General features: G+C 72.9%; 17 protein-coding genes. 7 read left to right on the top strand and 10 right to left on the bottom strand.

What is annotated here, in order from left to right; translation table 11 throughout:
- Positions 1-19: 19 nt before the first annotated feature.
- The gene (locus AB0N63_RS24570) at positions 20-1,195 is read right to left on the bottom strand and encodes a crosslink repair DNA glycosylase YcaQ family protein (RefSeq protein WP_365531471.1); all 1,176 of its coding nucleotides are present in this window, start codon (positions 1,193-1,195) and stop codon (positions 20-22) included.
- 100 nt (positions 1,196-1,295) lie between these two features.
- Positions 1,296-1,910, bottom strand: coding sequence for a GNAT family protein (locus tag AB0N63_RS24565; protein ID WP_365531469.1), 615 nt, complete (start codon positions 1,908-1,910; stop codon positions 1,296-1,298).
- 294 nt (positions 1,911-2,204) lie between these two features.
- Between AB0N63_RS24565 and secA the strand changes: the two genes are divergently transcribed.
- Entirely contained in the window at positions 2,205-5,021 is a 2,817-nt protein-coding gene (gene secA / locus AB0N63_RS24560; protein ID WP_365531467.1) for a preprotein translocase subunit SecA, read from the top strand.
- Positions 5,022-5,336: 315 nt separating this feature from the next.
- On the opposite strand, the gene AB0N63_RS24555 is transcribed toward secA, so the two are convergent.
- Entirely contained in the window at positions 5,337-5,945 is a 609-nt protein-coding gene (locus AB0N63_RS24555) for an Rv3235 family protein (RefSeq protein ID WP_365531465.1), read from the bottom strand.
- A 442-nt stretch (positions 5,946-6,387) separates the two neighbouring features.
- Between AB0N63_RS24555 and AB0N63_RS24550 the strand changes: the two genes are divergently transcribed.
- From AB0N63_RS24550 to AB0N63_RS24535, 4 genes are all read left to right on the top strand, one after another.
- Complete coding sequence (locus tag AB0N63_RS24550) at positions 6,388-6,900, top strand: hypothetical protein (protein WP_365531463.1); 513 nt, start codon at positions 6,388-6,390, stop codon at positions 6,898-6,900.
- Positions 6,901-6,936: 36 nt separating this feature from the next.
- Positions 6,937-7,623, top strand: coding sequence for an HAD family hydrolase (locus AB0N63_RS24545; protein WP_365531511.1), 687 nt, complete (start codon positions 6,937-6,939; stop codon positions 7,621-7,623).
- Positions 7,624-8,161: 538 nt separating this feature from the next.
- Positions 8,162-13,096, top strand: a complete 4,935-nt coding sequence (locus AB0N63_RS24540) for an NAD-glutamate dehydrogenase (RefSeq protein ID WP_365531461.1) — start codon at positions 8,162-8,164, stop codon at positions 13,094-13,096.
- A 352-nt stretch (positions 13,097-13,448) separates the two neighbouring features.
- A complete protein-coding gene (locus AB0N63_RS24535) occupies positions 13,449-14,966 on the top strand; it encodes a hypothetical protein (RefSeq protein ID WP_365531459.1) in 1,518 nt (505 codons plus the stop codon).
- 93 nt (positions 14,967-15,059) lie between these two features.
- Here the strand turns inward: AB0N63_RS24535 and AB0N63_RS24530 are convergent, their stop codons facing one another.
- On the bottom strand, positions 15,060-15,845 hold the full coding sequence (locus tag AB0N63_RS24530; RefSeq protein WP_365531457.1) for an ABC transporter ATP-binding protein: 786 nt from the start codon (positions 15,843-15,845) through the stop codon (positions 15,060-15,062).
- Positions 15,838-16,752 (bottom strand): ABC transporter permease, encoded by a 915-nt coding sequence (locus AB0N63_RS24525; protein WP_365531455.1) that lies wholly within the window; start codon positions 16,750-16,752, stop codon positions 15,838-15,840. Before AB0N63_RS24525 ends, AB0N63_RS24530 begins: the two co-directional genes overlap by 8 nt.
- A 179-nt stretch (positions 16,753-16,931) precedes the next feature.
- Between AB0N63_RS24525 and AB0N63_RS24520 the strand changes: the two genes are divergently transcribed.
- Positions 16,932-17,555: a TetR/AcrR family transcriptional regulator gene (locus AB0N63_RS24520; protein ID WP_365531453.1), complete on the top strand. Its 624-nt coding sequence runs from the start codon at positions 16,932-16,934 to the stop codon at positions 17,553-17,555.
- A gap of 257 nt (positions 17,556-17,812) precedes the next feature.
- Here AB0N63_RS24520 and AB0N63_RS24515 read toward each other — a convergent pair whose 3' ends face one another.
- The 3 genes from AB0N63_RS24515 to AB0N63_RS24505 all read right to left on the bottom strand — a co-directional run bounded on the left by AB0N63_RS24515 (position 17,813) and on the right by AB0N63_RS24505 (position 21,562).
- Positions 17,813-19,414 (bottom strand): glycosyltransferase family 2 protein, encoded by a 1,602-nt coding sequence (locus tag AB0N63_RS24515; RefSeq protein ID WP_365531509.1) that lies wholly within the window; start codon positions 19,412-19,414, stop codon positions 17,813-17,815.
- A gap of 45 nt (positions 19,415-19,459) precedes the next feature.
- Positions 19,460-20,737 (bottom strand): glycosyltransferase 87 family protein, encoded by a 1,278-nt coding sequence (locus AB0N63_RS24510; RefSeq protein WP_365531507.1) that lies wholly within the window; start codon positions 20,735-20,737, stop codon positions 19,460-19,462.
- A 330-nt stretch (positions 20,738-21,067) separates the two neighbouring features.
- Positions 21,068-21,562 (bottom strand): MarR family transcriptional regulator, encoded by a 495-nt coding sequence (locus AB0N63_RS24505; protein ID WP_365531451.1) that lies wholly within the window; start codon positions 21,560-21,562, stop codon positions 21,068-21,070.
- 133 nt (positions 21,563-21,695) lie between these two features.
- Between AB0N63_RS24505 and AB0N63_RS24500 the strand changes: the two genes are divergently transcribed.
- Positions 21,696-22,109: an organic hydroperoxide resistance protein gene (locus AB0N63_RS24500; protein WP_365531449.1), complete on the top strand. Its 414-nt coding sequence runs from the start codon at positions 21,696-21,698 to the stop codon at positions 22,107-22,109.
- A gap of 21 nt (positions 22,110-22,130) precedes the next feature.
- Here the strand turns inward: AB0N63_RS24500 and AB0N63_RS24495 are convergent, their stop codons facing one another.
- Positions 22,131-23,396, bottom strand: coding sequence for a hypothetical protein (locus AB0N63_RS24495; RefSeq protein WP_365531505.1), 1,266 nt, complete (start codon positions 23,394-23,396; stop codon positions 22,131-22,133).
- A 128-nt stretch (positions 23,397-23,524) separates the two neighbouring features.
- Complete coding sequence (locus AB0N63_RS24490) at positions 23,525-25,789, bottom strand: bifunctional glycosyltransferase family 2 protein/CDP-glycerol:glycerophosphate glycerophosphotransferase (protein ID WP_365531447.1); 2,265 nt, start codon at positions 25,787-25,789, stop codon at positions 23,525-23,527.
- Positions 25,790-25,793 lie beyond the last annotated feature (4 nt).

The following is a 25,793-nucleotide window of genomic DNA, read 5'->3' as shown; positions in this document are numbered from 1 at the left end:
TCAGGCCGCTCGGGGCCGCTCAGGCCAGGGCGCGGGTGAGTTCCCGCACGAGGGGCTCGCGCAGTTCCGGGGCGTCCACGCGCTCGACGCGCACGTCCGTGCACTCCACCCAGCTCGCCGCCTCGATCAGCGCCTGCGCGACGGACGGCACGGCACGGGTGCCGTCCAGCGTGACCTGACGGGCCACCAGGGTGCGGCCCTCGCGGGCGGGGTCCACCCGGCCGACGAGCCGGCCACCGGCCAGCACCGGCATCGCGAAGTAGCCGTGGACCCGCTTCGGCTTGGGGACGTAGGCCTCCAGGCGGTGGGTGAAGCCGAAGATCCGCTCGGTGCGCGCCCGCTCCCACACCAGGGAGTCGAACGGCGACAGCAGCGTGGTGCGGTGCCGGCCGCGCGGAGGCGTCGCCAGGGCCGCCGGGTCCGCCCAGGCCGGCTTGGACCAGCCCTCGACCGTCACCGGGACCAGGCCCGAGTCCGCGATCACCGCGTCGACCTGCTCGCCCTTGAGGCGGTGGTAGTCGGCGATGTCCGCGCGCGTGCCCACCCCGAGGGACCGGCCGGCCAGCCGCACCAGCCGGCGCAGGCACTCGGCGTCGTCCAGCTCGTCGTGCAGCAGGCCGGCCGGGACGGCGCGCTCGGCGAGGTCGTAGACCCGCTTCCAGCCGCGCCGCTCGACGCAGACCACCTCGCCGTACATCAGGGCGCGCTCGACGGCGACCTTGGCGCCGGACCAGTCCCACCAGTCGCTGGTCTTCTTGGCCCCGCCCAGCTCGGTGGCGGTCAGCGGGCCCTCGGCACGCAACTGCTTGAGCACCTGGTCGTAGGCGCCCTCGGGCAGCTCGTGGCCCCAGTGCGGGCGGCCGCGGTAGGCGCGGCGGCGGAAGGCGAAGTGGGGCCACTCCTCGATGGGCAGGATGCACGCGGCGTGCGACCAGTACTCGAACGCGTGCGTGTCGGTCCAGTAGGCGCGGTCGACGGTCTTGCGGCCCACCGCGCCGAGCCGGGCGTAGGGGACCAGCTCGTGGGAGCGCGCGAGGACCGAGATGGTGTCGAGCTGGACCGCGCCGAGGTGGCGCAGCACGCCCCGGACACCCGAGCGCCGGTCGGGAGCGCCGAGGAAACCCTGGGCGCGCAGAGCGATCCGGCGGGCTTCGTCCGCCGAGAGGTCGGTGGTGGGGCGCGGGAGCGAGGTCATGTCTCCGCACGATAGGCGTCGGCACTGACAGCAGGGGCCGACCTGCGGAGACCGTGGTCCCTCCCGCGCCCGCCCGTGGGAGGACCGCCGCCCCGCCCGCTCACCCGCGCGCGGGCAGATACGGCGCCGTCGAGGCGAGGCTCAGGTCGGAGGGGAGCAGGGAGCCCACCCAGCAGTCGCGCAGCACCCCCTTGTTGTTGAGCGCGGAGCGCAGCGTGCCCTCCACGGTGAAGCCGGCCCGCTCGGCCACCGCGCGCGAGGCCCGGTTGCCGACCTCGGCGCGCCACTCCAGGCGGTCGACGCCGAGGCGGGCGAAGGCCCAGCGGGCGGCGGCGCCGGCGGCCTCGGTGACATAGCCGTTGCCGCGGTGCTCCTTGACCGCCCAGAAGCCGATCTCGGCCGTCCCCAGGGAGCGCATCGTGACACCGAGCATGCCGGCCAGGTCCCCGTGCGGCAGGTCCCCGTGCGCCAGGTCCCCGTGCGGCAGGTCCCCGTGCCGCAGGAACAGGCCGAAGGTGCACATCGAGCCGTCGGCCCAGCCGTCGGGGACCTGCTGCTCCACGAATCCGCGTGCGTGCTCGTACAGATAAGGGGAGGGGACCGTGGTCCAGCGCTGGATGTCCGGGTCCTGTGCGGCGGCGTACACGGCGTCGGTGTCGGCGGGGCCGACGGTGCGCAGCAGGAGGCGGTCGGTCGTGAGGACGGCGGGTTCCATCACCCGATTCTGCGCGGGCGGCGCGCGCCGGCGCCATTCCTTTCGCGAGCGCGCGCGGGTTCTTTCGCGGAACGTGTGCGGACGGTCACCGATCGCGCGATTCACGGCGGCGGGGCGGCACCATCGGCGGCCCTGGTCCGTTGTCCTCTGTGAAGGCGATGCACAGCAGTGGACGCGTGCCGTCGCGGCAGGCCCTCCCGGCGTGGCGGGGTCCTCGCATACCATGGCCGTTGCTCAGTCAAGTCAAATGGAAACCGACCGTCCCAGGCCCGACCGGCAAGGAGACCAACCCCCGTGTCCGTCCTCTCGAAGATCATGCGTGCAGGCGAAGGCAAGATCCTGCGCAAGCTGCACCGCATCGCGGGCCAGGTGAACTCCATCGAAGAGGACTTCGTCGGCCTCTCCGACGCCGAGCTGCGTGCCCTCACCGACGAGTACAAGCAGCGCTACGCCGACGGAGAGAGCCTGGACGACCTGCTGCCCGAGGCGTTCGCCACCGTCCGCGAGGCCGCCAAGCGCGTCCTCGGCCAGCGTCACTACGACGTGCAGATGATGGGCGGCGCCGCCCTGCACCTCGGCTATGTCGCCGAGATGAAGACCGGTGAGGGCAAGACGCTCGTCGGCACGCTGCCCGCGTACCTCAACGCGCTCTCCGGCGACGGCGTCCACATCGTCACGGTCAACGACTACCTGGCCGAGCGCGACTCCGAGATGATGGGCCGCGTCCACCGGTTCCTGGGCCTGAGCGTCGGCTGCATCCTCGCCAACATGACCCCGGCGCAGCGCCGCGAGCAGTACGCCTGCGACATCACCTACGGCACGAACAACGAGTTCGGCTTCGACTACCTGCGCGACAACATGGCCTGGTCGAAGGACGAGCTGGTGCAGCGCGGGCACAACTTCGCCATCGTGGACGAGGTCGACTCCATCCTGGTCGACGAGGCCCGTACGCCGCTGATCATCTCCGGCCCGGCCGACCAGGCCACCAAGTGGTACGGCGACTTCGCCAAGCTGGTCACCCGGCTGAAGAAGGGCGAGGCGGGCAACCCGCTCAAGGGCGTCGAGGAGACCGGCGACTACGACGTCGACGAGAAGAAGCGCACCGTCGCCATCCACGAGTCCGGCGTCTCCAAGGTCGAGGACTGGCTGGGCATCGACAACCTCTACGAGTCGGTGAACACCCCGCTCGTGGGTTATCTGAACAACGCCATCAAGGCCAAGGAACTGTTCAAGAAGGACAAGGACTACGTCGTCATCGACGGCGAAGTCATGATCGTCGACGAGCACACCGGCCGTATCCTCGCCGGCCGCCGCTACAACGAGGGCATGCACCAGGCCATCGAGGCGAAGGAAGGGGTGGACATCAAGGACGAGAACCAGACGCTCGCGACGATCACCCTGCAGAACTTCTTCCGCCTCTACAACAAGCTCTCCGGCATGACCGGTACGGCGATGACCGAGGCCGCCGAGTTCCACCAGATCTACAAGCTCGGCGTGGTCCCGATCCCGACGAACAAGCCGATGATCCGCAAGGACCAGTCGGACCTGATCTACCGCACCGAGATCGCCAAGTTCGAGGCGGTCGTGGACGACATCGCCGAGAAGCACGAGAAGGGTCAGCCGATCCTGGTCGGCACCACCTCGGTCGAGAAGTCCGAGTACCTCTCGCAGCAGCTCAGCAAGCGCGGCATCCAGCACGAGGTGCTCAACGCCAAGCACCACGAGCGCGAGGCGCAGATCGTCGCGCAGGCCGGCCGCAAGGGCGCCGTGACGGTCGCGACGAACATGGCCGGCCGCGGCACCGACATCAAGCTCGGCGGCAACCCCGAGGACCTCGCCGAGGCGGAGCTGCGCCAGCGCGGCCTCGACCCCGAGGAGCACATCGAGGAGTGGGCCGCGGCCCTGCCCGCCGCGCTGGAGAAGGCCGAGGCGGCCGTCAAGGCGGAGAAGGAGGAGGTGGAGAGGCTCGGCGGCCTCTACGTCCTCGGCACCGAACGGCACGAGTCGCGCCGGATCGACAACCAGCTGCGCGGCCGCTCCGGCCGTCAGGGCGACCCGGGCGAGTCCCGCTTCTACCTCTCCCTCGGCGACGACCTGATGCGGCTGTTCAAGGCGCAGATGGTCGAGCGCGTGATGTCGATGGCGAACGTCCCCGACGACGTGCCGATCGAGAACAAGATGGTCACGCGCGCGATCGCCTCCGCGCAGTCGCAGGTGGAGACGCAGAACTTCGAGACCCGCAAGAACGTCCTGAAGTACGACGAGGTCCTCAACCGCCAGCGCGAGGTCATCTACGGCGAGCGGCGCCGCGTCCTGGAGGGCGAGGACCTGCACGAGCAGGTGCAGCACTTCATGGACGACACCATCGACGCCTACGTCGCCGCCGAGACCGCCGAGGGCTTCCCGGAGGACTGGGACCTGGACCGGCTGTGGGGCGCCTTCAAGCAGCTGTACCCGGTCAAGGTCACCGTGGAGGAGCTGGAGGAGGCGGCCGGCGACCGTGCGGGTCTGACGGCCGAGTTCATCGCCGACTCCGTCAAGGACGACATCCACGAGCAGTACGAGGCGCGTGAGGCGCAGCTCGGCTCGGAGATCATGCGGGAGCTGGAGCGGCGGGTCGTGCTGTCGGTCCTGGACCGCAAGTGGCGCGAGCACCTCTACGAGATGGACTACCTCCAGGAGGGCATCGGGCTGCGCGCGATGGCGCAGAAGGACCCGCTGGTCGAGTACCAGCGCGAGGGCTTCGACATGTTCTCCGCGATGATGGACGGCATCAAGGAGGAGTCCGTCGGCTACCTGTTCAACCTGGAGGTCCAGGTCGAGCAGCAGGTCGAGGAGGTGCCGGTGGAGGACGCCGCGCCGTCCCTGGACAAGGCGCCGCAGGACGCGGTGCCGGCGCAGGCCGGTGCGCGGCCGGAGATCCGGGCGAAGGGGCTGGATGCTCCGCAGCGGCGGGAGCTGCACTTCTCCGCTCCCACGGTGGACGGTGAGGGTGGTGTCGTCGAGGGCGAGTTCGCCAGTGACGACGAACCTGTGCGGTCGGAGTCGGACGGGCTGACCCGGGCTGAGCGGCGGAAGCAGGCGAAGGCCGGGCGGCGCCGGAAGAAGTGAGGGCGCGCTCCGCTGGGGGCGTGGCTTGACGGGCCGGGTGTCTTGTGGACGCCCGGCCCTTCCGTTGTGCGTGCCGCGCGGTCCCCCGGGTGCGGGGAGTCGCATCCGGTCCCCGGCGGTGGTCCGGTGGCCGGAGGTGGTCCGGTGGCCGCAGGTGGGGTGCGCCGGCCGGCGGGGGGTGCCGCTGCGTCCACCCGTGCCGGCCTGGGGGCATGCGGGCCCTTGAGGCCCCTTGACGCACTGGCGGGAGGCCCGGCTGCCCGTGGTGAGGACAGGCCGTCACCGGCTCCGCGCGCCCCGGCCGCAGCCGGGGCGTCAGGGGCGCGGAGTGCCCAGTTCGATCGCCGTGCAGCGCCAGCGGTGGTCCTTGCCCTGTTCCAGGCGGAACGCCAGGGCGCGGAGCTGGTCGCCGGCGCCGATGCGGGCGAAGACCTCCAGGGCGTCCGGGCGGGCCTCGTAGTAGCCGATGTCGCGGACCACGGGGCGGGCGCCCCGGGTGCGCAGGGGGCCGCGTTCGGCGAGCCGGGCGAGTTCGTCGTAGGCGCGGCCCGCTGTGTGCCGGAGCATCCAGTGGACCGGCCGCTGTCCGCTCAGCACGGCCAGCAGGCGGTCGGCGAAGAGGTCGCTGGTGACCGGGTGCGGGGCCGGGCGCACGCCGGTGGCGGCGTGCGCGGCCGACCCCGGCGGGCGGCTGCTGTCCGGGGTGCGGGCCGGGCCCGGCGTACGGGTGTCGCTCGGGATGCGGGGCGGCCCCGGCGGGCGGCCGCCACCCGACGGGCGGACCGGGCCCGGCGGGCGGTTGCCGAACGATGTGCGGGGCGGGCCCGGGGTGCGGGGTGGGGCGCCGCCGGGGCGGCGGGCGTCGTGGCGGCCCGGAGGGCGGGTGCCCGGCCGGCGCTGGGCTCTGGTCATGACCTTGTTCACGAGTGGGGGTCCCCGTTCTGCGACGGCAGAGCCGCGAGGCCCTGCCGTACCGGTCGGTAACTTCTTGCAGGGATCTTGTACGGGACCCGGTTCCGGCCCGGCAAGGGAGCGGAGGCCCACCCCGGGCGCCCGGGAACTTCACTCATCCGAGTGATCGCGCGCGGAACGACTCCCGTGGCGAAAGGGCGGGAAGGGTGTGTAACGGGTGAATCGGGAGGTGTCGGGTGGACGGCTTCCGGAGTGCCGCCGGGGACACGAACGGGGACGCCCGCACGTATCCTGAAGGCCGTCCGGGCGACCCCGCGCGCCACCACGGCTCCGACGGCACCGTACGCGGCCCCCGGGCACCGTACGCGGCCCCCGGGCACCGCACGAAGCCCCCGGGCACCGCACGAAGCCCCCGGGCGCCCCCGCAGCCCTCCGACCACGAAAGCGGCCCGTCATGCGCGTCTACGTCCCCCTGACCCTCCCCGGTCTCGCCGAGGCGCACCGGACCGGGCGGCTGGGCGCGGAGCCGTTCGCCGCCTACGCCGTCACCCCCGCGCTGCGCGCCTGGTACGGCTCCGACGACACCGAGGAACTGGAGTACGCCGCCCTCACCCAGGCCGCCCTGGCCTCCCTGCGGCAGCTCGCGGCGGCGCCCGACGCACCGCGCCGCCGGGTCGTGGTCGCCGTCGACGTGGCGGACGGCGCGGTGAGCGCCGGGCCGGGCGCGGGCACCGAGCCCGGCGAGGTGCGGCTGGCCGGGAGCGTGCCGCTGGCCAAGGCGGCCGCCGTGCACGTCGACTCCGGCGACGCCGGGGCCGAGGTGGCCGCCGCCGCGGCCGCCCTCGCGGCGGCGGATGCCGGGGACGACAAGGCGCAGGCCGCCGTGGACGCGGCCGAGGAGCACGACCTGCTGTGGTTCGCCACGCAGGAGATCGGGAACCTCGTCACCGGGCGCGAGGACTCCTGACTGTCAGTGGCTGCGAGTACGTTGGACGGCATGGGGATGCACTCGGTTTCGGGAACGGGGACGCCGTCGGGGGCGCACATCGTCTGGGACTGGAACGGCACGCTGTTCCACGACAACGACGCGGTGATCGGCGCGACGAACGCCGCCTTCGCCGAGATCGGTCTCGCGCCGATCACGCTGGAGCGGTACCGCACGCTGTACTGCGTGCCGATCCCGAAGTTCTACGAGCGGCTGATGGGCAGACTGCCCACCGACGCCGAGTGGGAACTGATGGACGAGGTCTTCCAGCGGCACTACACCGAGCACCGCACCCGCTGCGCGCTCGCCGAGGGCGCGGTGGACCTGCTCACGGGCTGGACGTCGGCCGGCCACAGCCAGTCGATCCTGAGCATGTACGGCCATGAGGACCTGGTCCCGCTGGTGCGGGGCTTCGGTATCGAGGCGCACTTCATACGCGTCGACGGGCGCACCGGACCGTCCGGCGGCAGCAAGGCCGAGCACATGGTGCGCCACCTCGGCGCCCTGGCCGAGCGGGTGAGCCCGGCGCGCACGGTGGTGATCGGGGACGCCGCCGACGACGCCGTGGCCGCCCGGCACGCGGGGGCGCGGGCGGTGCTGTACACGGGCGGCTCGCACAGCCGGGCCAGCCTGGAACAGGTCGGCGTGCCGGTGGTGGACACCCTCCAGGAGGCGGTCGCCGAGGCGCAGCGCCTGGCCGCCTGAGCCCGCCCGCGCGACGGGCCCGCCCATGGGTACCCGTACGCGGACGCAGACCCGTACGCGGACGCAGACCCGTGCGCACCCGTACCCCTAGGGCACCCGCGCCCCGTGCTCCCTGTGCAGAACGTCAAAGTTTCACCCCCGGTTTTGTACACATACGGCTCATGACGGGTCACCCCGCAGGAGCGATAGCCTTGTGGCGTGATCAGCGCGATAGTTCGCGGGGGCGCCGTCGCCACCGCTCTGCGCCCGGTGTGCACGGACCACATCCGTGACCGGGCGGCGGTCGCTGGTCCTCGCGGGCGGTACGGGGCCGGTGTGGCCCCCGGGACGCCGCGTCAACCCCGGGAAGCGGCGCCGCAGAGAGCAGCGTCACACCCTCCGGGCGCGTCGAAGATGGCCGATATCCCCCCGCTCATCTCACCCAGCGGCATAGCGTCGGTAGGGGCCGGAAACCCCGGACCCGGACGTTACGCCGAAGGGGAAGAGACCGTACTTCCTTCAACGTCACGCAACGGCGCGCGACAGGAGCCAGAGGACAATGCAGACCAAGCTGGACGAAGCCAAGGCCGATCTGCTCGAAAGGGCCGTTCGGGTAGCTGAGAACAGTCCGGCCGGGGGGCACCTCCCGGCCGGGACGACAGTCGAGGGCGCCCCGGACCGGGATTCCGTGCTCTCGTTCCTCCAGCGTTACTACCTGCACACCGCCCCCGAGGACCTCGCCGACCGCGACCCGGTCGACGTCTTCGGAGCCGCCATCTCGCACTACCGGCTGGCCGCCACCCGCCCGCAGGGCACGGCCAACGTGCGCGTGCACACCCCGACCGTCGAGGAGAACGGCTGGACGTGCAGCCACTCCGTGGTCGAGGTCGTCACCGACGACATGCCCTTCCTCGTCGACTCGGTCACCAACGAGCTGACCCGCCAGGGCCGCGGCATCCACGTCGTGATCCACCCGCAGTTCGTGGTCCGCCGCGACCTGACCGGCAAGCTCCTGGAGGTGCTGCCCGCCGCGCAGCCCGGCGAGCAGCTGCCGCACGACGCGCACATCGAGTCCTGGATCCACGTCGAGATCGACCGCGAGACCGACCGCGCCGACCTCAAGCAGATCACCGCCGAGCTGCTGCGCGTGCTCTCCGACGTCCGCGAGGCCGTCGAGGACTGGGAGAAGATGCGCGACGCGGCCGTCCGCATCGCCGACGGCCTGCCCGGCGAGCCGGTCCCCGCCGACCTGCCCGGACCGCAGGTGGAGGAGGCCCGCGAGCTGCTGCGCTGGCTGTCCGCCGACCACTTCACCTTCCTCGGCTACCGCGAGTACCGGCTGCGCGACGACGACTCGCTGGCCGCCGTCCCCGGCACCGGGCTCGGCATACTGCGCTCGGACCCCCAGCACGGCGGCGAGGACAGCCACCCGGTCAGCCCGTCCTTCGAGCGGCTGCCCGCCGACGCCCGCGCCAAGGCCCGCGAGCACAAGCTGCTCGTGCTGACCAAGGCCAACAGCCGGGCCACCGTGCACCGGCCGTCGTACCTGGACTACATCGGCGTCAAGAAGTTCAACGACAAGGGCGAGGTCGTCGGCGAGCGCCGCTTCCTCGGTCTGTTCTCCTCGGCCGCCTACACCGAGTCGGTGCGCCGGGTCCCGGTGATCCGCCGCAAGGTCGAGGAGGTCCTGGACCGCGCCGGGTTCTCGCCCAACAGCCACGACGGCCGCGACCTGCTCCAGATCATGGAGACCTACCCGCGCGACGAGCTGTTCCAGACCCCGGCCGCCGAGCTCCAGTCGATCGTCACCTCCGTCCTGTACCTCCAGGAGCGCCGCCGGCTGCGGCTCTACCTGCGCCAGGACGAGTACGGCCGCTACTACTCGGCCCTCGTCTACCTGCCGCGCGACCGCTACACCACCGGTGTGCGCCTCAGGATCATCGACATCCTCAAGGAGGAGCTGGGCGGCACCAGCGTCGACTTCACCGCCTGGAACACCGAGTCGATCCTGTCCCGGCTGCACTTCGTCGTCCGCGTCCCGCAGGGCACCGAGCTGTCCGAGCTGTCCGACGCCGACAAGGAGCGCATCGAGGGCCGTCTGGTGGAGGCCGCCCGCTCCTGGGCGGACGCCTTCTCCGAGGCGCTGACGGCCGAACTGGGCGAGGAGCGCGCCGCCGAGCTGCTGCGCCGCTACTCCGCCGCCTTCCCCGAGGGCTACAAGGCCGACCACACCCCGCGCGCGGCCGTCGCCGACCTGGTCAACCTGGAGCAGCTGGACGAGACGAAGACGTTCGCGCTCAGCCTGTACGAGCCGGTGGGCGCCGCCCCCGAGGAGCGCCGCTTCAAGATCTACCAGAAGGGCGGCACCGTCTCCCTCTCGCAGGTGCTGCCGGTGCTCAGCCGGCTCGGCGTCGAGGTGACCGACGAGCGGCCGTACGAGCTGCGCTGCGCGGACCGCACCACGGCGTGGATCTACGACTTCGGCCTGAGGATGCCCAAGGACGCCGCGGGCATCGGCGACCACCTCGGCGACGACGCCCGCGAACGGTTCCAGGACGCGTTCGCCGCCGCCTGGACCGGCAAGGCGGAGAACGACGGGTTCAACGCGCTGGTGCTGAGCGCCGGGCTGAGCTGGCGCGAGGCGATGGTGCTGCGCGCCTACGCCAAGTACCTGCGCCAGGCCGGTTCCACGTTCAGCCAGGACTACATGGAGGACACCCTCCGCAACAACGTCCACACCACCCGGCTGCTCGTCTCCCTGTTCGAGGCGCGGATGGCCCCGGAGCGCCAGCGCGCCGGGCACGAGCTGGTGGACGCCCTGCTCGAAGAGGTCGACGCGGCACTCGACCAGGTGGCCTCGCTGGACGAGGACCGCATCCTGCGCTCCTTCCTGACGGTGGTCAAGGCGACCCTGCGCACCAACTTCTTCCAGACCGGCGCGGACGGCCGGCCGCACGAGTACGTCTCGATGAAGTTCGACCCGCAGGCCATCCCGGACCTGCCGGCGCCGCGCCCGGCGTACGAGATCTGGGTGTACTCGCCGCGGGTGGAGGGCGTGCACCTGCGCTTCGGCAAGGTCGCCCGCGGCGGTCTGCGCTGGTCCGACCGGCGCGAGGACTTCCGCACCGAGATCCTGGGTCTGGTCAAGGCGCAGATGGTGAAGAACACCGTCATCGTGCCGGTGGGCGCCAAGGGCGGCTTCGTCGCCAAGCAGCTGCCCGACCCGGGCGTGGACCGCGACGCCTGGCTGGCGGAGGGCGTCGCCAGCTACAGGACGTTCATCTCGGCGCTGCTCGACATCACCGACAACATGGTGGCGGGCGAGGTCGTGCCGCCGCGTGACGTGGTCCGCCACGACGGCGACGACACCTATCTGGTGGTCGCCGCCGACAAGGGCACGGCCACGTTCTCCGACATCGCCAACGAGGTCGCCGAGTCCTACGACTTCTGGCTCGGCGACGCCTTCGCCTCCGGCGGCTCGGCCGGCTACGACCACAAGGGCATGGGCATCACCGCCCGCGGCGCCTGGGAGTCGGTCAAGCGGCACTTCCGCGAGCTGGGCGTGGACACCCAGTCCGAGGACTTCACGGTGGTCGGCATCGGCGACATGTCCGGTGACGTGTTCGGCAACGGCATGCTGCTGTCCGAGCACATCCGTCTGGTCGCCGCCTTCGACCACCGGCACATCTTCGTCGACCCGAACCCGGACGCGGCGACCGGCTACGCCGAGCGCCGCCGCCTGTTCGAGCTGCCGCGCTCCAGCTGGGCCGACTACGACACCTCCCTGCTGTCGGCGGGCGGCGGGATCTTCCCGCGCAGCGCCAAGTCCATCCCGGTCAACGCGCACATCCGCGAGGCCCTCGGCATCGAGTCCCGCGTCACCAAGATGACCCCGGCCGACCTGATGCGGGCGATCCTCACCTCCCCGGTGGACCTGCTGTGGAACGGCGGCATCGGCACCTACGTCAAGGCGTCCACCGAGTCCAACGCCGACGTCGGCGACAAGGCCAACGACGCCATCCGCGTCGACGGCCGGGACCTGAGGGTCAAGGTGGTCGGCGAGGGCGGCAACCTCGGCTGCACCCAGCTCGGCCGGATCGAGTTCGCGCAGACCGGCGGCAAGGTCAACACCGACGCCATCGACAACAGCGCGGGCGTGGACACCTCCGACCACGAGGTGAACATCAAGATCCTGCTCAACGGCCTGGTCACCGACGGCGACATGACCGTCAAGCAGCGCAACAAGCTGCTGGCGGAGATGACCGACGAGGTCGGCGCGCTGGTGCTGCGCAACAACTACGCGCAGAACACGGCGATCGCCAACGCGCTCGCCCAGTCCAAGGACATGCTGCACGCGCAGCAGCGCTTCATGAAGCACCTGGTGCGCGAGGGCCATCTGGACCGGGCGCTGGAGTTCCTGCCCACCGACCGGCAGATCCGCGAGCGGCTGACCGCCGGGCACGGCCTGACCGGCCCCGAGACGGCCGTCCTGCTGGCGTACACGAAGATCACGGTCGCCGAGGAGCTGCTGCACACCTCGCTGCCGGACGACCCGTATCTGCGCACGCTGCTGCACGCCTACTTCCCGACCCAGCTGCGCGAGCGGTTCGGCGAGCAGATCGACGGCCACCCGCTGCACCGCGAGATCACGACGACCGTCCTGGTCAACGACACGGTCAACACCGGTGGCACCACCTATCTGCACCGGCTGCGGGAGGAGACCGGCGCGTCGCTGGAGGAGATCGTCCGGGCGCAGACCGTGGCCCGCGCGATCTTCCGCTCGGCGCCGGTGTGGGACGCGGTGGAGGCCCTGGACAACCAGGTCGAAGCCGATGTCCAGACCCGTATCCGGCTGCACTCGCGCCGGCTGGTCGAGCGCGGCACGCGCTGGCTGCTGAACAACCGGCCGCAGCCGCTCCAGCTCGGTGAGACGGTGGAGTTCTTCGTCGACCGGGTGGAGCAGGTGTGGGCGCAGCTGCCCAAGCTGCTCAAGGGCGCCGACCTGGACTGGTACCAGCAGGTCTACGACGAGCTGTCCGCCGCGGGCGTCCCCGACGAGCTGGCGACGCGGGTGGCCGGCTTCTCCTCGGCCTTCCCGGCGCTGGACATCGTCTCGGTGGCCGACCGCATGGGCAAGGACCCGCTGGACGTCGCCGAGGTGTACTACGACCTCGCCGACCGGCTCTCCATCACCCAGCTGATGGACCGCATCATCGAGCTGCCGCGCAACGACCGCTGGCAGTCCATGGCCCGCGCGGCGATCCGCGAGGACCTGTACGCGGCGCACGCCGCGCTGACGGCGGACGTGCTGGCCGCGGGCAACGGCACCTCGACGCCGGAGCAGCGGTTCGAGGTGTGGGAGCAGAAGAACGCGGCGATCCTGGGCCGGGCCCGCACCACGCTGGAGGAGATCCGCGGCTCGGACTCGTTCGACCTGGCCAACCTGTCGGTGGCGATGCGGACGATGCGGACGATGCTGCGCACGCACTCGTAGCGGCGCGCGGGCGGCCGTCGGCCGCCGGGCGTGAGGGCGCCCCCGGGCTTCGGTCCGGGGGCGCGCTGGTCCCGGGCGCTCTTGTCGTTTTCTTTCCATTGTTTGGCGCGCGCCGCGCGGAAATTTACCCTTTCCTGTTATTCACGATCATTCGAGTAATGTTGCCGGGTGACTGTGAAACTCGCCGAGAGCCGTCCGGCCGCACGCGCTTCCGCCCCTGCTCCCGTACGCGTCGCAGCACGTCCCGGGCCCCCTCCGCCCCTTTGTGTAACCATCAACTTTTCTCCGGGGAATTCCCCGCGGCGGGTCCTATTCCGCTTTCCTGTCCACCGCGCCCGGCTTTCCCGGCACCATGCGCTCCGCGCCGCCTGAGGCACGGCGCGCGGGCCGGACCGCGGTACGGCCGCCGGTCTCCGCGAAACGTTCCGCCGCCCCCTGGGCCGCCGTCGCCCTCCTCGCCGTCCTGCTGCTTCTGGTGATCGTGCGCCTGCCGTGGGCCGGCGACCTCGGCATGCACGCGGCCACGATCGAGCGGCTGCGCCACAGCCTCACCCGGCCGCGCGACCCGCTCGTCGACGCCGACGCCCCGAGCCCGTACTACTCGCCGTGGATGCTGGTCCTCGGCTGCGTCGCCCGGGTGACCGGGCTGTCGGTGTTCGTGGTGCTGCGGCTCGCCGCCCTCGCCGGGCTGGCGCTGCTGGCGACGGGCGTGCGCCGGTACGTGCGGACGCTGAGCGCGCACCCGGCCGCGCCCGCCCTGGCCGTGCTGAGCCTGGTCCTGCTGTGGGGCACCGTCCTGATCAACTGGAGCGGCTTCCTCTCGCTGAACTCCCTCGCGCTGACGGTGTCGTACCCGAGCGTCGTCGCGCTCGGCCTCGCCTTCCACCACTGGGCCTGGCTCACCCGCTCCCTGCGCGCCCCGGCCGGCTGGGACGTGTGGCTGGGGCTCGGGGCGCTGTGGTCGGTGATCCTGCTGTGCCACCAGTTCACCGGTGTCGTCGCCACCCTCGGCGCGCTCGCCGCGGTGCTCGCCGCCCGGCCCCCGCGCGCGCAGTGGCCGCGCCTGGCCGCCTCGGCGGCCCTCGGACTGCTGGTGCTGTGGGTGTGGCCGTACTACGACTTCTTCGCGCTGTTCACGGCCGGCGGCGACCTGGAGGAGGTGCACCGCGCCCTCTACGACCACTTCCCCGGCCGGTACTGGCTGGTGCTGCTCGGGGTGGCCGCACTGGCCGCGCGGTGGCGACGCGACCGCCGGGACCCGCTCGTCCTCTTCTTCGCGCTCGGTGCGCTGGTGTGCGCGGCCGGGTTCGCCTGCGGCCACTACTCCTGGGGCCGGGCGCTGCCCGCCGCGCTGATCCCGGCGCAGCTGGCCGCCGCCCTCGCCGTCGTCCAGGGCGGGCCGCGCGCGGTGCGCGTCCGGTGGGCGTGGGCGCTGGCCGCGGCCCTGGCGGTGGGCACGTGGACCCAGTCCGGGGTGCTCGGCTACGTCGTCGGCCGCGCCCGGCTGCCCGCCGTCGTCGCCGTCAACTACGTCCGGCCGTGGGCGGGCTACCACTGGATCACCCCGTACGTGCGCTACGGCGACGTGGTGATGGCCCGCGACCTGCCCTCCCGGCTGATCCCGGCCTACGGCGCCTACACCGTCACCCCCGGCTACCCGGACCTCTTCCTGCCGGACGAGGACCGGCGCGAGCGGGCCGCCCAGCGCTACTACCGGCCCGGCACGCCGCCCGGCGCGCGCCGGGACATCCTGCGCGCCTACGCCGTCCGCTGGGTCCTGGACGACCCCACCCCGCACCCGGTCCCGGGTCTGCGCCCGGTGGCCCGGGACACAGCCGGCGACGAGGTCCTGTACGCGGTGACCCCCTGACGCCCGCGACGCCCCCGCAACCGCCTGTGCCCGCCCGGACGGACCGGGCGGGCACAGGCGGTTGCGGGCCTCCGGCGGAACCGGACGGGGCCCTCAGGACTTGGTGAAGTCCTCGTAGGCCTTCAGCACCTCGTCCGTGGGGCCGTCCATGCGCAGCTCCCCGCGCTCCAGCCACAGCGCCCGCTCGCAGGTGTCACGGATGGACTTGTTGTTGTGGCTGACCAGGAACACCGTGCCGGCCTGCTTGCGCAGCTCGCGGATACGGGCCTCGGAGCGGGTCTGGAACTTGCGGTCGCCGGTGGCCAGCGCCTCGTCGATGAGGAGGACGTCGTGGTCCTTGGCGGCGGCGATGGAGAACCGGAGCCGGGCCGCCATGCCGGAGGAGTACGTGCGCATCGGCAGGGTGATGAAGTCGCCCTTCTCGTTGATCCCCGAGAAGTCGACGATGTCCTGGTAGCGCTCGCGGATCTGTTCCCGGGACATGCCCATGGCCAGGCCGCCGAGGTGGACGTTGCGCTCGCCGGTCAGGTCGTTCATCAGCGCCGCGTTGACGCCGAGCAGCGAGGGCTGGCCGTCGGTGTAGATCTTGCCGCTCTCCACCGGCAGCAGCCCCGCCACCGCCTTGAGCAGCGTGGACTTGCCGGAGCCGTTGGTGCCGATCAGGCCGATGGCCTCGCCCTTGTAGGCGACGAAGGACACCTTCTTCACCGCGTGCACGCGCCGCACGCCCGCCGCCTTCTCGGCCCGGCCCGGGCGCAGGATGCGGTTGAGCGCGGCGGTGGCGCTGCCCTTGCCGGCGCCGGTGCCGTGCACCCGGTAGACGATGTCCACCTGGTCGGCGATGACGGTGGGGACCTTCTCGGTGTTCTGCTCAGCCACGTCCGTACCTCTCCTCGGCCTTCCAGAAGTAGACGAAGCCGCCGACACCGGCCAGCAGCGCCCAGCCCAGCGCGTACGCCCACACGTGGTGCGGGAGCTGGTGGGCCTTGAAACTGTCGATCAGCGCGAAGCGCATGAGATCGATGTAGACGGCGGCCGGGTTGATCTCCAGCAGCGTCTTGACGAAGCTCGGCACGTCGCTGTGCTTGAGCGTGGCGTCGATGCTCCACATCACGCCGGACACGTACATCCAGGTGCGCAGCAGGAACGGCATCAGCTGCGCGATGTCCGGGGTCTTCGCCCCCATCCGGGCCATGACCATCGAGACGCCCGCGTTGAACACGAACTGCAGCACCAGCGTCGGAACGGCCAGCAGCCACGCCACGCCGGGCGCCACACCGAAGCAGAGCAGGATGATCACCAGCGCGACCATCGAGAACAGCAGCTGCTGGAGCTGCTGGATCGCGAAGGAGATCGGCAGCGCGGCCCGCGGGAAGTGCAGGGCCCGCACCAGGCCGAGGTTGCCGGAGATGGCGCGGGTGCCCGCCATGATCGAGTTCTGCGTGAACGTCCAGACGAACACGCCGGTCACCAGGAACGGGACGTAGTCCGCCACGCCGCGGCTGGTCCCCAGCAGGACGCCGAAGATGAAGTAGTACACCGCCGCGTTCAGCAGCGGGGTGGCCACCTGCCAGACCTGCCCGAGCTTCGCCTGGCTGTACTGGGCGGTGAGCTTGGCGGTGGCGAACGCGGTGATGAAGTGCCGCCTCGCCCACAGGTCGCGCACGTACTGCGGCAGGGACGGGCGGGCGCCGCTGACGGACAGGCCGTGCCGGGCGGCGAGCGCCGCGAGGTCTTCCGCGGCCGGAGCCGGGGTCGGAGGCGGTGGGTGGAGGACCTGACTCACATCCGCTGCTTTCGCTCGGGGGAGGGGTGGGGGTGTGCGGCTCCCGGTCCGCCGTCCGTCTTCACGGTTCTCTTCACGTTCTCTTACGTCGGTACGGAGCCGTATCGTCGCAAGGCGAGAGTAGGGCCAACCGGCGTCGGAACGCAACCGTATCGTCGTCACGCCCTATGCTGGTCGGCATGACGACGAACGGGGAACCCGAGACGCGTCCGCGCCGCCGTGCCCCCGCCGGTGCGGCCGTGCTCCGCGAGGACGTGACCGAGGCGATCCGGGCCGCCGTCTTCGGGGAGCTGGCGGAGGCCGGCTACGCGCGCACGTCCATCGAGGGGATCGCGCGCCGCGCCGGGGTCGGCAAGACGGCCGTCTACCGCCGCTGGCGCTCCAAACTGCACCTGGTGCTCGACGTCGTCTCCGCGCTGGCCGTGCAGGGCCTGCCCGCGCCCGACACCGGCGCCCTGGAGAGCGACCTCAGGCTGCTGTACGAGGTCACCTCCCGGGCCCTGCGCCACCCCGTGGCCTCGCAGATCCTGCCCGATCTCCAGGCCGAGGCGGCCCGCAACCCGGACCTCGCCGACGCCGTGCAGAAGGCCGTGCGCCACGGCCAGGAGAGTGTCGCCAGCAGCATCCTCGCGGCGGCCGAGGAGCGCGGCGAGATCCGGCGCGGCCTCGACCGCGACCTGGCCCTCGACCTGATCTCCGGCCCCCTGTACTGGCGCTCGGTCGTCATCCGCGCCCCGAAACTCCCCAAGGGATACCTGGCCGCCCTCGCCCGCGGCACAGCGGAGGCGATCAAGGCGCTGTAGCGCGAACCGACGGCGGCCGGCCCGTCGGCCCCCGGCGAGGCGCCGGAGCGGCGGGCGGCGGGGTGGTGCGCGGCGGGCGTCCGGTCCGCCGCGGGCCGTACCGCCGCCGCCGGGCGGCCGGTTCCGGGGGAGCGGCTTCCGGGCGACGGGCGCGGACGGGCGACGGGCGCGGACGGGCGACGGGCGCGGACGGGCGACGGGCGCGGACGGGCGACGGGCGCGGACGGGCGCCGGTCGGGGCGCGGGAGCGGGCTCGGTCAGGGCAGCAGGCGGCGGAGGCGGCCGCGCAGGACCGAGGTCACTCCGCTCAGACCGGTGGCGACGCGTACCGCGAGCGCGCCGGAGTGCGTGGCGTAGGGCTGGGCCAGCAGCACGCCGAACCTGAGGCTCGGCACGACGCTGCGGCGCAGCAGCCCGGCGCCCGCGCGGGCGTGCGCCGTCACGTCCGCGCCGCTGCCGTCGGCGAAGGTCACGCGCAGCCGCAGATCCCAGGTGCCCGCCCCCAGCGCCGACAGGTCCACGACGGTCCGCGCCGACCAGGTGCCGTCGGCGGCCCGTACCAGCGGGACGGTGGCGCGCCCGGCCGCGTGCCCGCTCTCCCGGTGTCGCCACTCCACCTTCAGCGTCCGCGGTCCGGCCGCCGCCACCTGGCCGTACATCTCGTGCAGGCGCAGCCACAGCAGGGTGGCCCGGGGACGGGGGCGCAGCGCCGCGTCCACCGCCAGCGGCAGCCGGTGCGCCGGCCGGGCCGGGTACGGCTCCAGGGTCACCTGGGGCAGGTCGTCCGACCAGACCGGTGTGCCGTTCGCGGCGCGCGCGTAGGGCGGGCACAGCCGGGCCGGGCGCGCCGCGAGCTCCCTGAGCCGGGACAGGTCGCGCGGCTCGGACGAGGCCATGATCACCCGGGCCAGCAGCCGGCCGGGGGCGACCGGGTCGGCGGACCAGTCGGCCGCGTCGTACCCGGCGAGGTGGCTGCGGGTGTGCGTCCACCAGCCGCGCCGGTACTGCGCGTCGCGCAGGGCCAGCTCGCGGACGTACATGCGCAGCTCGTGGTCGAGGAACTTGGCGCGGACCGCCCGTGCGAGCTTCTTCTGCCCGGCGCCCAGCAGGATCTCGTACGCCTGCCGGTTGGCCTCGGTGCGCGCCTGCCAGTTCGCCACGTCCGCGCGGTCCAGCGAGATCGACAGCCGCTCGGCGGACCGGCGTACGTGCCACTGGTACACGCGGTCGGGGATCAGCGCCATGCGGGGAGCGGCGGCCAGCACGCGGGCGGTGAAGACGATGTCCTCGTAGGGGAAGCGCCCCTCGGGGAAGCGGATGGCGTGCTCGCGCAGGAAGTCGGTGCGGTACAGCTTGTTGACGCACAGCGTGTCGTACACCAGGCGCGGCTGCTGCTCGGGGCGGTCCAGGACGGCGCCGGCCGAGTACAGGGCCTCCTGCCAGCGCACCTCCCGCCCGGAGGGCAGCTCACGGCGCACGCACAGCCCGCTCACGACCTCCGCGCGCTCCTCGCGCGCGGAGGCGAGCAGCGCGTCCACCGCGCCGGGCGGCAGCACGTCGTCGCTGTCGAGGAACATCACGTACGGGCACGTCGCCGCGGCGATGCCGTCGTTGCGGGGACTGCCGCAGCCGCCGCTGTTCCTCTCGCGCCGGATCACCCGCAGTCTCGGCTCGTCCGCGGCGAGCCGGGCGAGCACGTCGTGACTGCCGTCCGTCGAGCAGTCGTCGACGGCGACGACCTCGCCGACGGTCGGCCCCTGCGCGAGCGCGGAGCGCACCGCGTGGGCGATGTGGGCGGCGTCGTTGTATCCGATGACGACGACACTGACGTGCGGGGGCTGGAGGGAGTGCGGGTGCATGGGGTCCACAGGCCTGAATCGTAGGCGGGTCGGTGTATTTCCCGTTTAAGAGGGACTCAGGGTCCCGCGCGGAAGACGGTGCGTGTCCGGTTCTGGGGTCGTGTGCGGCGTCGGTGACCGCGTCGAGCGCCACAGCCGGGCCAAAGAGAGTACCGCGGCGACGCCGAGCAGACCGTTCCGTACGAACATCACCACACAACCCGTCCAAGTGCACGATGCCACGAGGTGGTAGAGCGTGGGATACGCCACGACGCTGACCACGGCGGCCGCCGCGATCAGCGCGGCCACGGGGCGCTGCGTGGTCTGCCGTGAGGTGAGGCACACCGCGGCCAGTCCCAGCAGCCAGACCAGGTACTGCGGGCTGATCACCCGGCTGGTGACGGTGAACAGCAGCACGGCGCTCAGCGCGGCGTCGTAGGGCGTCGCAGGCGTCCACCGGCGGGCCCGCACCCGCCACAGCACCAGCAGCGCGAACGCCGCCGCCGACAGGACGAGTGAGAGATGCGCCACGGCGGCCACGTGCGGGCCGGTGAACTCCAGCGACCCGTACTGGTAGCGCACCGTGCCCGGCCAGCCCGCGTGCGTGGCGAAGGACAGCACGGTGCCGCCGAACGACTCGATCTGCACGCCCCGCCCACCCTGCTGGCGCACGAACGCCAGCGGGTTGCGGAACGCCGCCGCCAGCGCGAGCCCGGCCACGGCGGCCGCGGCCGCCGCCCACGTCCACGCCGAGCGCGTCGTACGGCCCCGCGGGGCGCCCAGCAGCACCAGGGCCGGCCACACCTTCACCAGCGCGCCCAGCGCGGCGAGGGCGCCGCCGGCGCGCGGGGAGCGGCGCAGAGCCAGCAGGGACAGCACGGCGAAGGCGGTGGCCTGGACGTCGTAGCGGGCCAGCGGGACGTGCAGCAGCAGCGGCAGGCCGAGCGTCCAGTAGGCCGCGCCGTTCAGGCTGCGTCCGGGCCGGGAGCCCGCGCGGGCCAGCGCGAGCGCGATCAGCGCGTCCACGGCGAGGGTGAGCGCCACGAAGCCCTGGAAGTACGTCAGGCCCGGCAGCAGCGCGGGCGACAGCAGGACTGGGCCGGCGCCCGGCGGGTACTGCCAGAGGGCGTCGTGGGCGGGGAAGGCGCCGTGCGCGAGGGTCGTGTACCAGTGGTGGTACAGCTTCCAGACCTCGCGCGCCACCGCGCCGCGGCCCAGCAGGGGGTGGGTGTCGTGGGCCAGGAGCCACAGCATCAGGGCGCGGGTGAGGAGCCAGGCGGCCACCAGGGGGAGGAGGCGGTGAGCCCCTGTCGTGGTGCGGGTGTGGGCGCGGGGGGACTGCATGACCCGGAGTACGTGGAAGGCACGGAAGGCGCTCATCACGGCGGATCGTAGACCTGGGGCGGGGCGGGGATGCGTCGGCTGCGCCGACCGTCTCCGAGAGTTGGCCGGATGGCCGAACTGCGGTCGGTTTCGGGGGGCGGTTCCCCGGGGCGGGTGCCTTCCCCGGGTGGGCGGCTCCTGGGGGCGGGTCGCGTCCGCCGCCCTCTCCCGTCCCGAGCCCGGGGCGCTGCCCCGGACCCCCGGGTTCGTTGCCTGGTGAGGGTTCGTGGGGGCCGGGCGCGCCGTTCGCGGCGTCCCTCCAGGCCCTTCGTGCCTTCAGGGCGCCAGCGGTCAGCCGCAGTCCGGGGAGGTTTTCAGGACTGCCTCGTCCAGCGCCGTCGTCAGGCGGTTCAGGGTGGTGCGCAAGGTGGTGATCTCTTCCAGGGTGAAGCCGGTGGCCTCCGCGATGCGGCGCGGGACCTCGAGCGCGCGTGCGCGCAGGGCCGTGCCCTCGTCGGTGAGGCGGACCTCGACCGAGCGTTCGTCGAGCGCGCTGCGCTCCCGGCGCACCAGGCCCGCCGCCTCCAGGCGCTTCAGCAGCGGCGACAGCGTGCCCGAGTCGAGGCGCAGGCGTTCGCCGAGGCGCTTCACGGGCTGCTCGCCGTGCTCCCACAGCACCAGCATCACCAGGTACTGCGGGTAGGTCAGTCCCAGTTCCTTGAGGAGCACCCGGTAGACGCCGTTGAAGGCGCGCGAGGCGGCGTGCAGCGAGAAGCAGACCTGGCCGTCCAGGCTCAGCCAGTCCTCCTCGTCCGGCGCTGCGGCCGGCGGTACCTCGGTAGTCATGCTCCCCAGGATAGCGCCGGACATGATTCAGTTGTGTGCAATTGAATTGTGTGCTTGAGTTGAGCTCGTCCGGGGGCGATCGCCCGGACCGACGCCCACGCGTATCACCGATGTATCGAGAGGGATGGTCTCCATGGACGCGCTCTACACCGCCGTCGCCACCGCCACCCACGGCCGTGACGGCCGCGCCTACACCTCCGACGGCAAGCTGGACGTGCAGCTGGCCCCGCCGGTGGAGCTGGGCGGCGACGGGCAGGGCACCAACCCCGAGCAGCTGTTCGCCGCCGGCTACGCCGCCTGCTTCGCCAGCGCCCTCGCCCTCGTCGGCCGCCAGGCCAAGGTGGACGTGAGCGACGCCGCCGTCACCGGCGAGGTCGGCATCGGCAAGCAGGGCGAGGGCTTCGGGCTCGCCGTCACCCTGCGCGTGGAGCTGCCCGAGACCGTGGACGCGGAGACCGGCCGCAAGCTGGTCGAGCAGGCCCACCAGGTCTGCCCGTACTCCAACGCCACCCGCGGCAACATCCCGGTCGACCTCGTCATCGAGTAGTCCGGGGCGCCCGGCGGCGTCTCACCGGACGGCCGCGCTCCGCTCCCGCGCCGAGCGCGGCCCCGGCAGACCCACCGGCCGCAGCGCCGCCAGCCGCTCCAGCAGCAGCGGCACCCCCACCACCGGCAGCAGCCAGGCCAGCACGATCAGCCGCTCGCCCCACACCGTGATGTCGGGATGCGCCGCCTGGGTCAGGAAGCCGGTGGCCGCGGCCGCCAGCACGAAGACCCCGAACGCCCGGCCGCCGCGCCGCAGCGCGCCCCAGGCGCCCGCCGCGAGCAGGGTCGCGAACAGCGGCTGCCACAGCTGGCGCCGCAGCCACTCCCGCCAGAAGTGCCCCTCCAGCCGCAGCAACTCCGGCCACGGGTGCGCCCGGTCGGGCAGCGCGTAGTGATCGGTGAGCAGGTCCTGCACGCTGTCCGCCTCGGTGGGATAGCGCAGCGCCCGCGCCAGCAGCAACGTGCCGAGGACGGCGCAGCAGCCCACCGCCGCGAGCCCCAGCACCGCGCCTCCGGGCGACCGGCCCCGCGTCCACCGCCGTACGGCGACCAGCGCGCCCGCCGCGGCCAGGCCCACCCCGAGGAACAGCGCCTGGGAGTGCTTGACCGCGAACAGCGCGGTCAGCGCGCCGCCGGTCAGGACGATCCCGGTCCGGCGGCGGCCGTCCAGGGCCAGTGCGCAGCCCCACAGCGCCACGAGCGTCAGCGCCAGCATCAGCCCCTCTGCCATCGGCCGCATGGCGGTGGTGCCGCACGGCAGGACGTAGTAGAGGGCCTGCCCGGTCAGCGCCAGGTGGACCGGGACGCGCCGGGTGCGCAGCAGCAGATAGACGAGGACGCCGCCGGCCGCCGTGACCGTCACCCCCGCCGTCCACAGCCCCCAGGTCGCGCCGAGCACCGTGACGAACGGGATCAGGAAGACCGGGTAGCCCGGGCGCACCTCGAAGATGCGCATGAAACGGACGGACAGGAACGGCAGGGTGTGGCCGCCGGTCTGCCCGGCCCGCAGCCGGGCGTCCACCTCGCGCCACAGCTCCGCCCGGCACTTCTTCGCCACCCGGGCGGCCGGGCTCGGCGCGTCGAACTTCAGCACGTCCACGCTCTGCTCGCGGCGGGCCCGGGCCGCCCGCCCGGCGCAGGCGTGCTCGATCACGACGGCCGCCGTCTCCCGCTTGTCCTCGCCGCGCAGGCTCAGGGCGTAGGCCAGGTAGTTCTTGGTGTCGGGCGTGTCCCGTCCCGTGACCGTGCCGAGCTGCGCCAGCGCGAAGACGGCGGCCAGCAGCAGCACCCAGCCGAGCGGCCCGCGCGGGCCCCGCAGCGCCCCGCGGACCGCGGCGAGCCGCCACCGGACGCCGCTCGTAGCCCCGCCTGCGCCGCCGCTCATGTCGCGGCCCGTGCCGCCGTTCACGTCGCCGCTCATGACGTCGTGAGCCGGTCGTGGCCCGAGGCCTGCGCGGGCACCTGCGCGCCCGTTCCCGCGGCCGCGGCGGCGAGGGGCGACGTCGTCTCCGGCGGGGTCCAGTCCCGCTCGCCGAGGATCAGCGTCCGCACCACCCGCTCGGCCGCCCAGCCGTCGTCGTACTCGCAGAACCGGGCCCGGAAGGCCGACCGCAGCCGCGCCGACTCCGCGTCCCGCCAGCTCCCGGACGTCAGCAGCCGCGCCAGCTCCTCGTGGGAGCGCGAGACATGGCCGGGCGGCTCGGCGGTGACGTCGAAGTAGACGCCCCTGCTCGCCGCGTACGCGCCCCAGTCGTCGGCGTGCAGCACGATCGGCCGGTCCAGATTGGCGTAATCGAACATCAGGGCGGAGTAGTCGGTGACCAGGACGTCGGAGGCGAGCATCACCTCTTCGACGTACGGCTCGTCCGTCGCGTCGACGAGCACCCCGCGCCGGTGCAGCTCGGCCAGCCCCGCGCCGCGCGCCGGACCGCCCGCCAGCGAGGGGTGCAGCCGGACCACCAGCGTGTGGCCCGGACCCAGGTCGGCGGCGAGCCGGGCCGGGTCGATCCGCTCGACGTGGCCGCCGCGCCGGTACTCGCGCCGGGTCGGCGCGTACAGCACCACCGTGTGGTCCGCCGGGATCCCGAGCCGGGCGCGGGCCGCCGCACCGTCCCCGGGCCGCGCGCGGACCAGCACGTCGTTGCGGGGGCTGCCGGTGCGCGCGGAGGCGAAACGGCACGGATAGGCGCGCTCCCAGACCAGCTCGGAGTGGCGGTTGGCGACCAGGCTGTGGTCCCAGCGGTCCGCGCGGTCCAGTATCCGCGGCACGTCCACACCGTGCCGCGCGCCCGGCTTGTCCAGGAGGTCGGCGCCCATGTACTTCAGCGGCGTCCCCAGATGCGTGTGGATGTGGACGCTGCCGGGACGCTTGGCCTGCGCGTCGGGCCAGTTGACGTTGTTGACGAGGAAGGCGGCCCGCGCGGCCAGCCGCCGGTGGCGCGGGGTGCCGGGCAGCACGTACTCCACGTCCGGCGGCAACAGCCCCGACTCCCGCGCCAGTTCGGGGCTCTTCACCACCCACACCCCGCTGAGGTGCGGGGCGATCTCGCGCGCCGCCCGGTACACGGCCGCCGGATCGCCGAGCACCCCGCGGCTGTGGAACGCCGAGTACAGGACGAGGTCCGGCTCCAGCGGCCGGCGGGCGTGCAGCGCGGCCCAGCCGTCCTTGGCCCGGCGGCCCGCCGCTCTGCGCACCTTCACCGCCCGCCGTGCCAGCTCCCGTTCCGCCCGCCCGGCCTGCCGGCGCAGCAGATAGGCGGCGTAACCGCCCTCCAGGACGCGCAGTTCGCCCTCCGCGCTCGCCCCGGCGGGCCGGTGCGCACGGAACATGCGGGCGGTGGCGCCGAAGAACTCGGCCTTGTCCGACGGGGGCAGCCGGTCCGGCTTGGCGAGGACGTCGAGGCAGTGCTCGCCCATCTTGCGGTGCAGATACGGCCGCCAGCCCGCCAGCTCCGGGCGGGAGTCCACGAACGCGAACACCCGCTCGTACTGGTCGTGGACGTCGAAGTGCTTGCGGCTGGTGGTGGACAGGATGTTGCCCTGCCGCCGCTGGCGGTAGTGCAGGCAGATCCGGTCCAGCGTGGCGATCCGGTCCGCGCTGAGCAGCACCGGGAACGTCCACGGGGTGTCCTCGTAGTAGCCCGGCGGGAAGGTGAAGCCGTGCTCCTCGACGAAGCCGCGCCGGTACGCCTTGTTCCACACCACCATCAACAGGTCCAGGATCTTTGGGCGTTCGGCCGCGGTGAAGGTGCCCTCGGCGCACTCGGCGAGCACCCTCGCCAGGACGTTGCGCCGGGTGCCGCCCCACCAGTAGGTGCGCGCGTAGTCGAAGACCAGCACATCCGGGTCGGCGGTCTGCTCCAGCCGGTCGGCAAGGGCGCGCAACGCGCCCGGGGTGAGGGTGTCGTCGCTGTCGAGAAAGAGCAGGAAGTCGCCGGTGGCGAGCGGGAGTCCGGCGTTGCGGGCCCGGCCGAGACCGACGTTCTCCGGCAGGTGCACCACCCGCACCCGGGGGTCGCGGGCGGCGTACTCGTCCAGGATCGCGCCCGAACCGTCCGGGGAGCAGTCGTCCACGGCGATCACCTCGACGTCCCGGAAGGACTGCCCGAGGACCGAGTCCAGGCACTCGCGCAGGAACCCCTGCACCTTGAAACAGGGGACGATGACGCTGAAACGGGGCACTGCT

This window comes from Streptomyces sp. NPDC093260 (genome assembly GCF_040683715.1).
In the GTDB taxonomy this organism is placed as follows: domain Bacteria; phylum Actinomycetota; class Actinomycetes; order Streptomycetales; family Streptomycetaceae; genus Streptomyces; species Streptomyces sennicomposti.
The sequence above is the reverse complement of the archived record's forward strand: the minus strand, read 5'-3'. Positions and strand labels throughout refer to the sequence as shown.